The sequence below is a fragment of the Thermovibrio guaymasensis genome (assembly GCF_003633715.1).
Taxonomy (GTDB): domain Bacteria; phylum Aquificota; class Aquificia; order Desulfurobacteriales; family Desulfurobacteriaceae; genus Thermovibrio; species Thermovibrio guaymasensis.
The window spans coordinates 1-15,479 of sequence record NZ_RBIE01000006.1; the positions used below are offsets into that span (position 1 = coordinate 1).

Genomic DNA, 15,479 nt, shown 5'->3' on the forward strand with positions numbered 1-15,479 from the left:
AGTGATTGGAGGGAATCCAACTTGCATGGTCGCATTTTGCGGTTCAGCGCCAACTGATTCTGGAATAATGTTTTTATCGCCATTTTCAGCGAACGAGGTTGTAATGAGTGATGGATTGGTCATATTAGTATCCTATTGCGAGCCATGAAATACCAACATTCTGTGTTGTTGGTGTGTATTCATATAAATAAGCGGTAAATCCTGTTCGACTTTTTGTTAAAACCGATGCAAATGCATTTGGATTGGTGCCGCCAGTTGCGTCTGGTGTTAATTGTAGGTTTAAGCATGCATTCGGGAATGCTGTTGCAAATGATACACTAACAGGCGATCCACTTGAGGGAACATCTTGATTTGGGGTTTTCCCCCATTTAGCAACAAATGTCAAATTACCAATAGGTATTTTCAATTCTCCATTTGTTCCAGTATTAAGCGAAAACTTATCAAAGATGTCTTTCAAAGCTTTGCCTTGAGCAGCACTTAAAGCAGATCCAACATCATTACTATTTAAGACATTTAAAACCTTCGTAATGCCTGCGGTTGTACTTGTTGCAGTCGGAATGCTTCCTTGCCCGCTATAAACATCCCAAGCTCCACCAAGCCCATTATTCGGGTTTACTGTGTTGTTAGCTACAAGGCTTCTAAATTCTTTTGTTGTGTCATTGGATTGAACAATTGCTCCCAATGCGTAGCCACCAAATTCATCCACAACATCTTGCGACCATATATAACGGTTGCCATTTTGACCATAGATGACATGCTCAGACAGGGCGTTAAGAACACCATTTACATCTTGACCTTTTGGCGCTTTACCGCCATCTTCGATTTTTGTCATAGTAATTAAGGGCGCGCCTTCATTCCATGTAAAATCTTCTGGATCTTGTCCGACTTGCCGAACCTTTTGAATAAGATTCTTAATTCCGTTAGCAGCAAATGCTATCGGGATAAATATAGGATTAGCCACTATAGAAAACTCCATTGTTAAAGTTGCTCAACTCTGAGCCATTAAAGCCAAATGTCCTATCCACATCAATCTCTTTGTATGATATTCCAACACCTGAAGGCATTGGTAACATTTTAAGAGTGTAGACAATAAGTCGATCAAATGGAGTTAATGCAAACTCAAAAACATATTCGGCTGACATATGACCTATAATATCGTAATAAGCCTTGCGACCATCAAAAACCATTAGCAAGAACTTGTTAATATTCCATGCAGTTGCATAGAGGATATTTGAAGCTGCCTTGATGATGATTAGTTTTCTTAGGTCTGCATCGGTTAAGCGATAAGAGGCAAACGCACCGCCATCAGAAAAAGGATAGGTATTAAATGGCTGATAATCTGGCTGGAAGCCAAATGTCTTAGCATTGGGATCGGCGGTTTTGGCAAAACGAGATACACCAACTTTATCTGCCCAAATATCTAAGCCAAAGCCTTCTGCACTAGACAGTCGGTAAACCTTTTCATAAAAATCATCAATAAAATATTGAGGATCGATTACTTCATTAATGCCATCAATAAGTGCCAATATTGTAGGGCTATGTGCGTACTGCGACATTATCGTATCTTTAATATTCTCCATTAGCTTTCCTCAATAGAAATCCTGAAAGAATTTAAAGACGGAAATTGATCAATGCCAATAGGAATTTCATTAACCCATGTGGCATTATCTGTGCTTGCTACAATTCCCTTTAATCCGATTTTTGGCATACCGCAAATATAATCGGCTGGGATAAAATCCTTGCCAATGCGAACCTTATTTTCACCAGAAGCGGCGCTAGTCAGAATATGATTAATGACTTCTTGCTCAATAGTGTAAGAAATCGCATCTTTATCTTTAACAATAACTTTTACCCAAATATCAAGAAAATCAGGACGTAAAATCTTAATTGGATATTGTGGCGGGTTAGATGGATAATCCTCAGCAATTACTGTCACGTCTGTATTGCCATTCCAAGAGCAGCCAGTACCAGCTTTAATAAAAGCGGCTTTTGCTACATCATAATCATTGCCACCAACAACAGAAACACAAATAGAATTGCGGATTAACGGATAATTTGTTGAGCCTACTGTTACAGTAGCATCAGTTGGATTTGAAATTACATAAGCATCTACAACATCACGAACTGCCAGAACTGCGCCAAGTGTAGCTGAATCAGTCATTTTAGAATTGATTGCTACAGACTCTTTTCGGCGCACCTCAAAATCAACACGACTCTCTTCGTCATACCCCATTACCGCACTATCTTCATTGTAAACACGGTCAAGACCATTAATGGATGTTGGGATAACAACAATAGAGTTTGGTAGTGCTTCAATAGCTCCAGCCTCATCACAAGTTACTGTAATCGTCACTTTGCCATTTGAACCAATATTATAAGTCCCATTAGTTCGCCAAGTTCGACCAGACAAATCCTGAACAGCAAAACCTTCTGGAATAGGAGCGCCAGACAAGCCCTCAAACACAACAGGGCATTGAGAACGGGTAGCAAGCTTTCTTGTTAAAAAATAAAGCTCACCAATAGCATCTTGAAAAATACCTTGCGCGTAACGTGGGTCATATTGATTGGCCAAATAAACAAGCTTGTCGTAACAATCTTTAATTACAGCAGTCCATGAAGTGTTTAATTGGTACTGAGGCGAACCTTGAACACGAGAAACATTACCCCCAAAGGAGTCATCAATCATTTCCCATGTGCCATTGTTGATTTGTTCGGTATCTGGAACCGAGTAACCAACATCAGTTATTTCTATCTTTGGGATCATAAGCCCACTACTCCGCTAAGATTTTTATCATTCGTAAACTCAATAGATCCAGACGCTACACGATCTTTATCCAAAGCCAATTTTACATTAACTGATACTACACCAGAAACAAGCAGGGATCTTTCTTGTAAATGGCGTTGATATAAAGATATTGGATAGCCAAATTTGCCCATGATTGACTCTAAATAAGGGATGCCATCATTCTTATTGTAATAGTCATCTCCAAGAAAAACACGACATGAACACGCAATGTCTTGTGCTTGTTGATACTCTTCGGTAGCTACGGCAATATTTCCTTGTGTGTCTAAAGCTAAATCCCAAGTTTTCGGATTTAAGAACATTGTTTTCATAAAATATTCACCCCCATGATATTTAGTACGATCAACAAGGTGAAAAATGCCGCCACTGCATAAGCAATACTTCTTGCTGAATGCAAAACAATAAATGCTGCCACAAAACCAATAAAGAACCAGAATAACTCATGTAATTGCATAATTAAGCCTTTGGACCATCTGTATCGCTAGAGCCTCTTTGAACTCCACCATGTTTATGAGTAAACAAACTAATACCTTTAGTGATTATATCAGTTAAAGATTCAATTATGCCTGATACTGTTAATTTTCCTGTTATGCTAACTTCAGGAGCATCAAGAACAATTTTTGAATTTGCCTTGATATGGATTTCATCACCCTTAAACCAGATATATTGTTCAGCTTCTTCTTTGCTCCATGTCATTGTTAAGAATGCGTCCGACTGGTCGCAAATGCGATTTACGTTTGGGCCGACTCTTGAGCGAGTTCGCTTTAACAATGATGTGTCACGAGTCGCAAATACGCAAAATCCTATGTCGCCTTTTTGTGGGTCACATATAACTGCATTCTTTCCACCTTGTATTCGGTAATACGGCACATTATGGATTTCTCCTAGCTCTAGATTGTTGTTATCCGCACCAATACGATAAAGCATAGGTTTAACAGAAACAAAACCGACTGGACCATTGTCATTTGAATAAACTTCTGTTATCTCTACAACTTCACCAGTGTTTAGTTCACTAGATAGAATTGAGAGAATATTTGCTTTAAATTCTTTAGCCCCACCAAGATTATTGATGTTAAAGCCACTAGCGTTGGACTGCTGCATCTTTTGAGTTCCTCCAAGTTGCATTCACATTCATTTGCCACTTGCCTTGCGGGATATTTGCCTCAAGTGTAGCAACAAGACCATATACACGCCAATCTTGATTGACAACATCACCTATAATGCTCTCTCTGATTTGCACAATACCACCAAATCTAACAAGCGGATCATACGCACAACTAAATGTTATCCCTCTTTGATCTGGTGCAGGGTAGCCAATTAATCCCGTCTTAGGTGTAATTACTGGGATTTTAACTTCCCTATCTCCACCTTTTTTGCAAATAACAATCAATCTTTGTTCGATGTACAAATCAAAGTCGCACATTTGAGCTAACTTCTCAATTTTTTCTATATTTGAGCCGTTCAGTGTGGTGTCTGTTAAGATATGAGTAACCCCGTAATTTTCAAATTCATACTGCATATCTTTTGCTAAGAATTTAACAATATCAGCCGCATCAACTTCTTCACCTTTTGGAATGGTAAATGGATCAGTGGGACGCATTTTTTCAACTACAGCCATTTGACTAGTAATAACTAATGGTGGGTTTGGTGCGCCATCCATATTGATTGTTGCAAAGGTAATATTCCCTTCATAAGCAACTTTTAATGGCTGTCCTTGCTCCCCAACTTCAATCTTGACCATGTTTAAAATAGCTTGCATGGTATTCCATTGAATACGCATAAGCTTATTCATTGTAGAAAGGGGGAGGCCGTAAGCAGTGATTTGAGCAGTCGGTGAAATCGCCCCATTACCATATGTGATATTTGTGGATATGGCTAATCCAGTAGACGACAATCGGTTGTCACCTTCGGCTGTAAAAGTTTGAACGCCATCTTGCAATGTTAGCGTTATTTTAATGACCTTTTTCTTCACAATAAAAAGCCTCCGTATTGGAGACTAGTTTAACACTAAATATGTTTTAAGATGTGAGATATAACATCAATAGTCCAACCATTCCCAATAGACTTATAGCGCTGAGTTTTAGATAAACATTCAGTCCAATTGTCGGGAAGTGTTTGCAATCTTTCACACTCTAATGGTGTTAGCTTTCTGTATCCTTTATTACTTATGAGAATTTTTGGCTCATGATTCCCGCCACTACAAGACTGCAATGTTGGGGATTTTCCATTAATGCTGTAAACCCTTTTTCTTTGCTCATGTCCGTTAATGTCTGTCGCATTGCCAACATGTTTTAATCCTACACTAGAGGAGGATGAATTTATTCTAATGTTGCAAGGTCTTTCAACTGGATTAGTAATATGTTCAACAACATCTATTAGCATAATAGACCTATTTTCTGGTTGATTAACTTTGAAGTTGGTCCAATAATACCTTTCTCTATTTTGAGCTGAAACCAATGCTGAATTAATTAATATTTTTTCAACATAACCTAGAGCTTGTTCTGTGTGATGCGTGATGTATTGTTCAAAATCTTTCTTCATCTTGACATTTTCCATCAAGAATTTCGCATTTGGATTGTGTTTTAAAACGTGAGCAATAATATCAAGTGTTGTCCAAAACAACATTCCACGCTCATCTTTATCACCTAGTTGTTTACCTGCGACACTCCAAGCCTGACAAGGGAAACCAGCTCCAACTAGATCAATGCTAGACCAGTCAATGTCCCAATCCTTCCATTTTGTTACATCACCCAAAGCAATGTCATTTGGATAATGCTGTTCAGTTACTTTATTTGCGTATTTATCAATTTCAGAATAATAGCAAGTATCAACCTTAATTCCTGCTCTATCGCATGCCAAATGCAAGCCACTAATACCATTAAATAAACTTAAAATATTCACATTAATCTCCATTGTTTTATTTATTATATATATTTACTATTGAGAATGCAATAACCAATTTAAATGATTTTGGTGTGCCACGTGAATAGGCTATCTTCACTTTCACCCCGTCAGGCTAGGCACTATAAAATCATACTTCGTCTGTCCATATAAGTAAATAACGAGTGCCTAAGCCTGTGTATTCAGGATCACTATTTCCATCTATGTCGACAAAGATAAAACCATGCCCTAAGTAGGTTTGGTTTAGGCATATGCGATTTAATAATACATCGCCATCATTGTTATTAGATAAACTGATATATAAATTATTTAATCGAGTTTCTAGCGTGATTGCCCAAGTAACGCCATTTAGTGATGTGGTGAAAAATTGGTTCGGGACTTGTGCTAAAGGAACTTGATAAATCATAATCCGAAAATTCCTCTTACTGCATTACCAATTGCATTATTGCCACCAAGAACACTAACAGATTGTTTAGCTCCACCATCTACTGTTTTGGAGTCGCTAGGCGCTTTTACTTCTTCAATAGAATATTCCACTTTAGCTTCTAGCACTTCTTCAAGGTCAATGTTTGCTGTAATCATTGTTGCCCCATCTTGAGCAGAGCGGGCATGATTGATACCAACAATCTGATAATTTAGATAAACGTATTCAGGGGTAATAATATGAAAGCTTACAGTTGATTTTAGTAGAGCTTCAATCTGAGCTAATAAACCACCTCTTTCTTGTGGGCCGCCACTACCCTTCGCCATTGAAACAGTAGCCATAGAAGGAGCATTAACTTTGTTGTATGAAGCAAATGAACCTTGCTCTACTGGATATTTTGAAATGCTAGATCCAGCATCGTAATTCATGCTTACGACAGTATCAGCTAAAACAATAGGTATGCCAAATTGATTGACAATCCCCCATGTTTTGCCGAATACACCATTGATTAAAGCAGCGCCACCTAATGAAAGACCGACATTTGTCAAAGCTTCCACTGGTATAAAGTCGGGTACAGAAGGCATTCCAGCTAACATATATCACCTAATTAAATGAATTTCGGAATTGATAGAATTGATCTTTAACAGCGCCCATTGCGTCTTGAACATTACCAGTTACAGTGCTTGATGAAGTCTGAATATTAATATCTCCTACATTCACCTGAACTTCATTGGCTTTGTTTGCAGCAGATTGATTCTGTCTAGCTTTGGTTAAGTCAATAAAATCACCTTGACGAGTGGATTGAAGTGCGGCAGCAACAGCTTGATTTCCAATTGTAGCCTTATTAAATCCAGCCGCATCATGAACGCCGCCACCAGTAGTTTTCTGAATAGAAGCCCAACGAGCCGCAAGTACGTTATTCTGGAATTGCTCAGGGGTGGCCTTGCCAGCACGTACCGCATTTAATCCATACTTACCCTTGCTTAAGATTGCCATAGCCATAGCATCCTGATTTTCAGGGCTAAACATGTCTTTATCGCTTAATCCAGCAGCACGGATATAGTCATCAAAGCCAGAATAAATAAACTGATAACGACCCATTGCCGAGGATCTGCGGTTAGCAGGAATACCCCTAGATTTCTGTTCATTTAGATTAGCCTTTTGCAATTCTTTAACTTGCCCAATTGTTAATTGAGATAAGTCTTTACCAAATTTTTGTTGTGCGGAGATTCGGGCCCCGCGATAAGCCACGTTGTAGCCACTTGCGCCAGTGGTTCCAACTTCACCTTTTGCAATCAAGTCTAAAATTGCATTACCGCCTTTTGATGTTGCGCTTGCAATTGATGGAGAAGAAGGGGAGGGGGTGTTTGGATTTACAAGATTGCCAACAGCATTAGCTAGTGTTCCTTGTGCTTGGCCTGTTAAATCATCAACAACACCAGCAACGTTTGCACCAAATTGTTTAATCATTGCCCAAGCTTGAGCGCCAGCGCCTCTGAAGTCGCCACTCAATAATTTTTGAATTACTTCAGCATAGCCTTGCAAAGTAGGCATTGCGCTACTCATGATTTCTTTGGTTAAGTTTTTAAATGCATTTTTAAGATTATCAGTCGATAAGGTTGAGTCATCAATATACTTTCTGAATGCGCCCCAATCGAATAAAGACTTACCACCTTCTGCCCAAGTTTTATAGTCATCATATAGCAAGCCAAATGCCGCACCTAAAGCACCTACAACTAAAATAAATGGAGCGAATGGAGCGATAAACGCTAAAGCCGCAATTGTAGCCTTTGCCAGAATTGGGATGAGAATAGCGCCAACTACAAATGATATTCCTTTGAATACCGCCTGTACTGCTTGTTGGTTTTCTTGAAGATATTCAAATATACCAAGCGCAACCTCGCTAAGCTTCACAAATAACGGGATGATAGCATTTGCCATCATTGTTTTAAGTGATTCCCAATGCTGACCAAGCAAAGCACGGTTTTGCGCTAATTGACGAGATGCTTTTAATTCTTCTTCGGAGGACTTGTACATCTTAGATTGATATTCAAGCATCTTCTCCATTTCTTTACGCCCTTGTACAAGCGTATTGAATGTGCCTTCATCAATTCCCATTTTTGAGGCAATAGAAAATGCTTGCTCACGGTCCATTTTAGAGAATGAATCCGCAAGGTCTAACATCACATCATCAGTTTTTCTTAGTTTGCCTTGAGCATCGACCATGCCAACACCCAAAGCATTCATGAATGGCAATAGGGTAGTATCGCCCATTGTGACAAAATCGTTCATTCCCATGTTTAGGGATTTGATTGATTCAGTCATGCCCTGAGCAGAACCACCCATTGCACCAGCAGCGCCTTGCCAGTTCTTGATAGTATTTGCTGACATTCCTAAATTGCGCTCAAGATGATAAAGCTCGTCATTAAGCTTTTGAACTTGATCAACCATTCTAAGAATACCAGTAGCAGCGGCAGCTACACTAAACCACCGCGCTAAAGTCTTTGTTACGTTGCCAACGATCTTATCTGTTTCACTGACAGACTTATTCAGCTTGTCATTATTTGACTTGGCTTTTTCGGCTTCACGATTATATTGTGAGCCGTCTAACCCAAGTTTTACAATTATCGACTCGACAATATTTTCAGCCATTTTTACCTCTGTTCTTGACTAGCAAAATACTTAATTTTTGCTTCGTTGTAGTCGGCGACTTGCTTAACCTCAATCATGTTTAGCGCACCCTCAAGACCGATACAAGTGTTTAGCTGGTGATAATTACACATTCCAGTCAATAATGCCCTATACACTGTTTCAGACACATTTAGAGGGTTAGCTAAAATACCTTCTTTTAAATCCTGATTGCTCATCGCGTCCTTGCGATAAGAATAATCAAGTATTAAGCTTCGCCTTGTTCTAAAAAATCAATATGAATCCCAATTGCATGAGCAGCCAGAATTGTAAAGTTTTTAAAATCCTTAATCTCTTGATCCCACATGCAAATACGCGGTTCGCCAGATTTAGGAACAATCTGTACACAGCGATCAAGCAAATCAAATTTTAATTCTCGTGAAATTTCATGTGGAATACGACCCAGCACGGTAAACACTGCCGCGCCAATTTCAATCATTCCAGCCATTGATTTTGTATCAAGATTCAACACATCAACATCTTTTAAGTTAACACCACTATTTGCCGCTTGTTCTAAAAGACGATGCGCCCACTCATCTGCTTGAATCGCTGGCATTTCCGTGATTTTAAATACTTTGCCTTTATCACGACCATCTTCAATAGTAACTGTTTTTGTCTTTAAGCCTTCAGACATGATTTTAGCCTCTAAAAAATAGAAAGGGGATTTCTCCCCTTATGGTTAGTTAACTTCGATTAAGCCTTCTGAAATGCCTTCAATGCGGTATGTGCTACCAGCTAATAAAGCCCCTACACCAGTACCACCAGCCTTGCCCACAAAACAACCTTTGATTGTTTGAGAGCGCTTAACAGAAGGATAGTAAGCACGAAGCTCAATCGGTAATACGTCCATCATCTTAATAAAGTTTTTGTAAATGTTTTCAAAAACCATGACAGATCTGCTGTTAGGAGCTAGAGAAATTGTACTGTTGGTTTTGTGTGGAATGAAGCCCATTGACAATTTACCATCTACACCCACTTCAGTTTGTGCAAACGTCACATCTTCAAATGATAAAAACGCATCTGTTTGCGCTCCTTCAAGCGTAATCCAGTCATCATAAATTCCAGCACAGCGCATTGATATGACCGTATTGGCGGCTGTAATTGTGTTCGGATTAAGACCCATTGCCATAAGTTAATCTCCTTACTGAACGTTGGTAGCTGTCATTTCTAAACGTTGCATGCTAGAGCCGTCCGTATAGAATAACTTGATAATAAATGATTCACGAGCCACGCGAGTTTGCGAGTCTGGCAAAGTAATAGATAGTGCCCAACCTTGTGCGAATAATTGACTAGCAGCATCAAAACCAGCCTCTTGGTTCACTTGGAATTTTTGAGCGTTAGACAAGTTCACGCCAGCGCGGATGCCACCAAAGTTGATACCTTGATCGATTGGATCTTGTGAGTATGCACGAACTGTAGCAATACCTTGATCATTGTATGGGATTGTCTTTTGAGCTTGGAACATATTCATATACGCAAGCTGTAATTGAGTACGCAAGAACACTTGGAAGTCAAAGTTATCAATCCATTTATATTGACCTGTCACAGAGCCATTGCCAGCAAACTGGAATCGGTCATTAGCAGTCGCCCAAGCGCCATAGAATGAATAACCGTTTTTAACTAATGTTTCTGCATCAGCTTCATTGGTTACGTCTGGAACTAAACCATCTTGACTACGGAAAGCAGTAGTTGTGCGCCCGTTAGTTTCTTGATAGTTAATTGAACCAGAAACACCGCATAAGAAAGCAGTTTTGTCAAAAGTTCCGTAAATTGGTGTTACGCCACTTGTGTTTGCTACTGCCCATTCGCCAAATGAAGCGCCACTTTGACCAAGTGCAACAGGGTCAAGACCCCATGTGTAAAGCTTGAATCGGCTATTTTGTTGAGTGATCCAAGTGGCAAAAGCTTTTAGAGCATCATCATCAAATACGCCATCTGCATAAGTAAAATTCACAAAGTTGCTGCTAAACTGAATTGCATTCAATGCGGCAGTTTCAGGCGTATCTTGCGTTGTGTGGTTGTTTAGGATTGCGCCAGTGTCTTGAGTTAATTTTAACTTATCAGCCACAGTACCAGTCGCAAAGCTAATAGTTGAGCCTTCGCCTGTAGTGCCTGATTGAATTACAAAACCTTTGGTTGTGGATTGGTAAATACAAGTCAAAGTTAGTGCTGTACCAATTAAAGCCGCTGCATCGCTATATGAGTTTGCAGTGCTTAAATCAACAGTAACGTTCTTTGATACACCATCAACAACGATATTCAAGCTACCATTGATCAATTTAAGGTCAGCAATGCTTGTACCTGTAATATCACCGCCGATAATAGTGGCAGGGTATTCATCTGAATTATATGTCGCAATGAATAGCGAATTTGGTCGAGTAGTTGCGTTTGTAAAGCCGTTAAAGTAAACGGTCGCAAACTTGTAAACATCACTTTCTAGACCGTAGTGCTGACCTACCAAAGTATTGGAAAAATATTCATAGTTTGGATATACAGCTTCATTTACAAATAAAGTTGTGTTTAATCCTAGTGGATTGCCACCGCCACCAATTACGGCAGGGTAGACAGCAGCAATATTACTTGCTGGGATTGAGTTAAACTGCATTGATAGACTCCAAATCGATTTGAGAAACGCCTTCCAGTATATTAACTGTTTTTTCGTACTTTGTATTGTATTGCAAGTCGGCTTCAATCATAAAGCGCAATTCATACATTCCAGCCTCATTAACGAAAGATAAATCACGTATACGCGAAGGATTCCCTAGCGGTACGCAATTAATTAGCGTATCAGTAGTATAGGGACTATTCCAGAGTGTTAGTATTTCTTGTGCTCGATCCATTGAGTTGTCACCGTAAAAATCCAATTGCATTGTGCCTTTCATAGAGTTGAAGATGATTTGCTTGTTGCCACTATAATCAACCGACTTTTGATCTAAAGGCGGACCTTGCATAAAAGTCATGATGATAGCGTTTTTGGGGATTGGGTTTAGGCTGTTATAACCCCTAATAACTGTTGTATCATTTGCAGGCAGATTAAAGGTTTCAAGCAGATACTGGCGCATATCTGTGTAAAGGTCGGTTAATATACTCATTCACTCACCTTATATATCACTTCAGCAACAAATGGGTCGCTAACAAATCCATCATCACCATGAGGGTCATGATATGGGAATCCGTTATTGTAAATAACAGCGTGATCATTACCTCTTTTTGATGTACCGCAGACTATATAAAAGAAGTTCTCATCACTATGAAAAGGCAGGTATTCATCTTTGTTGCCATAGTGATACCGCGCCATAGCATAGCCATTATCATTTAAGAAACTAAATATTAGCCTGTAAAATTCATTTGCCTTTTCTTGATAAGGCTCAATCCCTTCCACTAGATCAATAAATCTAGGAACCTCATTAAAATCAATTTGCAAAAGAGATGCTATACATGCTGTTACGCAAGTTCCCTTTTTTCCAAAAGAATCTTGAAAAACTTTGTTGCATTTATTCATGGCGCAAATACTCCTTGATTAAAGGGCTTGGCATCAGATCCAGCAAAACCAAAATAGCGGGCATCATGTGGCGATTCCTTGCCAGTGTTTTGAACTAGCACTTTCACCCAACCACTATAATTGTTTTCACCTTCAACGGCGATTTCATCACAATACGACTCAAGAACAGCTTTAACTTGCCATTCAGTAGGGAATGCTTCACCATATGGATTCATAACAATAATAGACGTACCTTTTTGCATGGCGCGTCTGATCGCTGGAATCATGCCATCAGCATAGATAGATAAGAATTGCCCTTGCTGGTTAGCAAATCCAAGATGCTTCAAATCCTCCACGCTCATTGACTGAGCTTGCACGACTTTAGGCTGTACAATGTATTGTGGAACTTGTGTTCCATCTGGCGTGACAGTAAAACCTTCAGCAACTTTCAATAGTGCTTCTGTATTGCTATTTACTGCCGTTGTGATGCTGTTAGCTATACTTCTTAATCTTAGACTCATTAAAAAAGCCCCATCGTTTGATGAGGCTATTTTATCATTAATAAACTCTAAATAGTTTTTCTACTGCATTATGAGTTGCTTTCTTTCTTGTACTTGCAAAATTTGTTTTTACTTCACCACGCCAAACTTCAGTAAAATCATCTGGTGCATTATATTCAGAAACAAAAACAATATTTTTCTTTGCTTGATTGCGACACCAATCGAAGAATTTTTCATGGTCAAAAGCACCTGTTTTGTATCCGCTTGTGCCTTGATATGGCGGGTCACAGTAAATTAGGCAATTTTCAAAATCTAGGTTTTCATATGAATCGCAAATAAAATCCACATTTTGAATTTTTGGTGATTGTCTTAAGGCATTCCGCTTTGCTTCTTGGGCGTAATTTCTTAAACCCGTCTTATCGGCTGCCAATTTACTCTCAAATATACCACCAAAAGAACAAGCTATACGAACCCATGATCCTATCGTACAAGGCGGCAATCCTTTTAATTTATTATACTCACTCTCATTTAGATTATCTGGAAATTGTTCAACATTATCCCTAATGCCAATTAATGCATGAATGGCATGATCATTGAAATCATACCCGACACGTTTGTAGGTATCTGGAACTTTATCAATCATGTTTGCACCACCAACAAAAGGCTCTACCCATGTGGTTATATTATTTTTTTCAGCTTCAACGAGCATAGTTGGCAATAAGTGTTTGGCTATGCGATTCTTGCTACCCATATATTTCATGTTTAAGCCTCTAACGGTTTTGATAATTACATTTATTTACTGCTCAGAATGCAATAGGTGTTTTAATTAATCTATAACTTTTGTTGTAAAGAGTGTTTGATCAAATATCAGTAACGCCTTAATGTAATCATCCGAACATTTACCAAGATCAACATTGTTCAGTTGTCTTGATTCTGCATCCTTGAAATATTCAATAGCTTTTTCAATCTTTTGGTAAAGACGCTCTGAGTTCACTTTTATTGATACTTTCATAGCTTACCCTCAACGATTTCGTATTTGATTGAGTCGTGCATCAACATGGTATCCCTTAACGGCGAATTTTGCCCTTTCTTTTTAATAGTATATGGCGCGTTTGGAGGTTGCGACCATATCATAATGGAATACTGAATCTCATTCTGCATACTCAACCCAACCAAATTAAGAGTATGCTCTAATGTGTAGCCAGCTTTAATGCCTTTCTTGGTTAGCTCTACCCAAGCTTCCTTTTGCTCTCTTACAGTGGTTCTCATAAATGGACGACTTGGAATGTTCTTAAACCCGTACTCGTTCTTATAAGCCACAGTAGCAACGCTGGTGCCGTCTGGATATTTAGACCCTTCTAAGACACCAGCCTTCACATACTGATCATTACTAGAGATTAAGCGGTTTAATGCTTGGTCTAGTGAGCCTGTGCGTTTTATTGACATAAAAAAGCCCTATGTTGCATATGGATAGTATATCATCTTGGCATTTGCCCGATAGGTGTATTCTCGCAATTAATGCACCATGTACTCCAAATTGGAGTTATTTTATTGAATTGCTCTTTTTCTTTTAATTTTCCGCATCTATGGCATCTTATGTATTTCATAACACTTCCATTATAGTAAAAACCCCGTCAATCGACAGGGTTTAAATGTGAAATCAATATTTTTGATATGGGTTAACCATCCCAACCTTCTGAGCTAATACCATAACCTTCTTTCATTATCATCTCCTAATAATTACCCCACCCAAAAGGATAAGGTCCCTTAGTTCGTTTAACTGGCATTGGGGCGGTTGCAGCAACCCACAATACTTTGCGATATGGTGCTGTCATTGCATAAAATTCAGCGCCATAAGGCGTTTGTTTGAGCCACTGCTCCAAAGCACCGCTACCCATAGAGTAATCAGTGCTAATAGATACAGAGCCTTCTGTAGCAGAGCTAATGCGACCAACCAAGCCACTGTTTCCGCCATTGATCCTGTTTTGCAATTCTGCCTTGTGTGCAACAAGTAAGTAAAACCAAATTTCACGGTCATCTAAACTGAGACAATATGATTCAGTATTATCTACAATTCTATTTTCAACAGACTTGAAAAAGAAATTTAACTGCTCATCAGTGAACTTTGCAAACTGCGGATAAGCAAGCTTAAACGCAGCAGGATCAAAAACGAAAACGTTAGACATGCTTACACCTCGTCAGAGTCTTTTTTAGCACCAGTAGCTTTGTCTAACTCTTGTGTGGTTTTTTGATCAAGACCAGATTTAACGCCCTTCAATTCCTTGGCTTGAGCTTTTGCCGAGCTTTCAGATTTGGTTTCGTAAATATACTGATTGGTGCAGATTCGGTAATCCTTGTAAGTCTCACGCCACTTATCCCAAAATGATTTGTCAACATCTTCGGTGATACCAATTTTATTGTGCTCTCCAACAATTAAAGATGATGCAACCGAGTTGTACCCATTAATTGTTTTTTTAACTCCGTCAACTTCCAAAGTTAAACCATTGGGAAGTCGGCAAGCGATTGTTACTGTAGCCATTGTTTAGTCTCCTAAATATGCAAAATCTGCAAGTTTTTTAATCTCAGCTAACACTTCGTCACTCGGGTATTCACCGTTATCCTCAATGTAGTTAAGAATAAGCTGCGCTTTAAACTGCTCGTAACTCATTTATAAAGCCTCTT

22 protein-coding genes are annotated in these 15,479 nt (G+C 39.0%); all 22 read right to left on the reverse strand.

The window, feature by feature from the left end:
- Positions 1 to 124 precede the first annotated feature (124 nt).
- The 22 genes from C7457_RS08145 to C7457_RS08985 all read right to left on the reverse strand — a co-directional run bounded on the left by C7457_RS08145 (position 125) and on the right by C7457_RS08985 (position 15,465).
- A complete protein-coding gene (locus C7457_RS08145; protein ID WP_211321831.1) occupies positions 125 to 961 on the reverse strand; it encodes a gp53-like domain-containing protein in 837 nt (278 codons plus the stop codon).
- A complete protein-coding gene (locus tag C7457_RS08150) occupies positions 954 to 1,580 on the reverse strand; it encodes a baseplate wedge 1 family protein (RefSeq protein ID WP_121171876.1) in 627 nt (208 codons plus the stop codon). The genes C7457_RS08145 and C7457_RS08150 overlap by 8 nt, the downstream gene beginning before the upstream one ends.
- Positions 1,580 to 2,764 carry a baseplate J/gp47 family protein gene (locus C7457_RS08155; protein WP_121171878.1) on the reverse strand — a complete coding sequence of 395 codons (1,185 nt, stop codon included), beginning with the start codon at positions 2,762 to 2,764 and terminating at the stop codon, positions 1,580 to 1,582. Before C7457_RS08155 ends, C7457_RS08150 begins: the two co-directional genes overlap by 1 nt.
- Positions 2,761 to 3,114 (reverse strand): contractile injection system sheath initiator, encoded by a 354-nt coding sequence (locus C7457_RS08160; RefSeq protein ID WP_121171885.1) that lies wholly within the window; start codon positions 3,112 to 3,114, stop codon positions 2,761 to 2,763. The genes C7457_RS08155 and C7457_RS08160 overlap by 4 nt, the downstream gene beginning before the upstream one ends.
- Before the next feature lie 145 nt (positions 3,115 to 3,259).
- On the reverse strand, positions 3,260 to 3,904 hold the full coding sequence (locus C7457_RS08165; RefSeq protein ID WP_121171887.1) for a hypothetical protein: 645 nt from the start codon (positions 3,902 to 3,904) through the stop codon (positions 3,260 to 3,262).
- Positions 3,885 to 4,775 carry a baseplate hub protein gene (locus tag C7457_RS08170; protein ID WP_121171889.1) on the reverse strand — a complete coding sequence of 297 codons (891 nt, stop codon included), beginning with the start codon at positions 4,773 to 4,775 and terminating at the stop codon, positions 3,885 to 3,887. Before C7457_RS08170 ends, C7457_RS08165 begins: the two co-directional genes overlap by 20 nt.
- A gap of 35 nt (positions 4,776 to 4,810) precedes the next feature.
- On the reverse strand, positions 4,811 to 5,704 hold the full coding sequence (gene dcm, locus C7457_RS08175; RefSeq protein WP_170137398.1) for a DNA (cytosine-5-)-methyltransferase: 894 nt from the start codon (positions 5,702 to 5,704) through the stop codon (positions 4,811 to 4,813).
- Between the two features lie 130 nt (positions 5,705 to 5,834).
- The gene (locus C7457_RS09050) at positions 5,835 to 6,110 is read right to left on the reverse strand and encodes a phage baseplate plug family protein (RefSeq protein ID WP_484600300.1); all 276 of its coding nucleotides are present in this window, start codon (positions 6,108 to 6,110) and stop codon (positions 5,835 to 5,837) included.
- The gene (locus tag C7457_RS08185; RefSeq protein WP_211321832.1) at positions 6,107 to 6,724 is read right to left on the reverse strand and encodes a phage baseplate protein; all 618 of its coding nucleotides are present in this window, start codon (positions 6,722 to 6,724) and stop codon (positions 6,107 to 6,109) included. The genes C7457_RS09050 and C7457_RS08185 overlap by 4 nt, the downstream gene beginning before the upstream one ends.
- A gap of 7 nt (positions 6,725 to 6,731) precedes the next feature.
- The gene (locus tag C7457_RS08860; protein WP_211321833.1) at positions 6,732 to 8,780 is read right to left on the reverse strand and encodes a lysozyme family protein; all 2,049 of its coding nucleotides are present in this window, start codon (positions 8,778 to 8,780) and stop codon (positions 6,732 to 6,734) included.
- Positions 8,781 to 9,024: 244 nt separating this feature from the next.
- Entirely contained in the window at positions 9,025 to 9,450 is a 426-nt protein-coding gene (locus tag C7457_RS08205) for a phage tail assembly chaperone (protein WP_016049011.1), read from the reverse strand.
- A gap of 45 nt (positions 9,451 to 9,495) precedes the next feature.
- Positions 9,496 to 9,945 (reverse strand): phage tail fiber protein, encoded by a 450-nt coding sequence (locus C7457_RS08210; protein WP_121171897.1) that lies wholly within the window; start codon positions 9,943 to 9,945, stop codon positions 9,496 to 9,498.
- A gap of 12 nt (positions 9,946 to 9,957) precedes the next feature.
- Positions 9,958 to 11,421 (reverse strand): DUF3383 family protein, encoded by a 1,464-nt coding sequence (locus tag C7457_RS08215; RefSeq protein WP_121171899.1) that lies wholly within the window; start codon positions 11,419 to 11,421, stop codon positions 9,958 to 9,960.
- Positions 11,411 to 11,908: a phage neck terminator protein gene (locus tag C7457_RS08220; protein ID WP_121171901.1), complete on the reverse strand. Its 498-nt coding sequence runs from the start codon at positions 11,906 to 11,908 to the stop codon at positions 11,411 to 11,413. The genes C7457_RS08215 and C7457_RS08220 overlap by 11 nt, the downstream gene beginning before the upstream one ends.
- Entirely contained in the window at positions 11,905 to 12,318 is a 414-nt protein-coding gene (locus C7457_RS08225; protein WP_121171903.1) for a hypothetical protein, read from the reverse strand. The genes C7457_RS08220 and C7457_RS08225 overlap by 4 nt, the downstream gene beginning before the upstream one ends.
- Entirely contained in the window at positions 12,315 to 12,749 is a 435-nt protein-coding gene (locus C7457_RS08230; RefSeq protein WP_211321834.1) for a hypothetical protein, read from the reverse strand. The genes C7457_RS08225 and C7457_RS08230 overlap by 4 nt, the downstream gene beginning before the upstream one ends.
- A gap of 106 nt (positions 12,750 to 12,855) precedes the next feature.
- Positions 12,856 to 13,557: a DNA adenine methylase gene (locus C7457_RS08235; protein ID WP_121171907.1), complete on the reverse strand. Its 702-nt coding sequence runs from the start codon at positions 13,555 to 13,557 to the stop codon at positions 12,856 to 12,858.
- A gap of 66 nt (positions 13,558 to 13,623) precedes the next feature.
- Positions 13,624 to 13,809 (reverse strand): hypothetical protein, encoded by a 186-nt coding sequence (locus tag C7457_RS08240; protein ID WP_121171909.1) that lies wholly within the window; start codon positions 13,807 to 13,809, stop codon positions 13,624 to 13,626.
- 466 nt (positions 13,810 to 14,275) lie between these two features.
- Positions 14,276 to 14,404 (reverse strand): protein NinD, encoded by a 129-nt coding sequence (gene ninD, locus C7457_RS09040; protein WP_170137399.1) that lies wholly within the window; start codon positions 14,402 to 14,404, stop codon positions 14,276 to 14,278.
- A 126-nt stretch (positions 14,405 to 14,530) separates the two neighbouring features.
- Positions 14,531 to 14,983, reverse strand: coding sequence for a DUF4054 domain-containing protein (locus tag C7457_RS08250; protein WP_121171913.1), 453 nt, complete (start codon positions 14,981 to 14,983; stop codon positions 14,531 to 14,533).
- A 2-nt stretch (positions 14,984 to 14,985) separates the two neighbouring features.
- A complete protein-coding gene (locus C7457_RS08255) occupies positions 14,986 to 15,336 on the reverse strand; it encodes a hypothetical protein (protein WP_121171915.1) in 351 nt (116 codons plus the stop codon).
- Between the two features lie 3 nt (positions 15,337 to 15,339).
- A complete protein-coding gene (locus tag C7457_RS08985) occupies positions 15,340 to 15,465 on the reverse strand; it encodes a hypothetical protein (RefSeq protein WP_274540979.1) in 126 nt (41 codons plus the stop codon).
- Positions 15,466 to 15,479 lie beyond the last annotated feature (14 nt).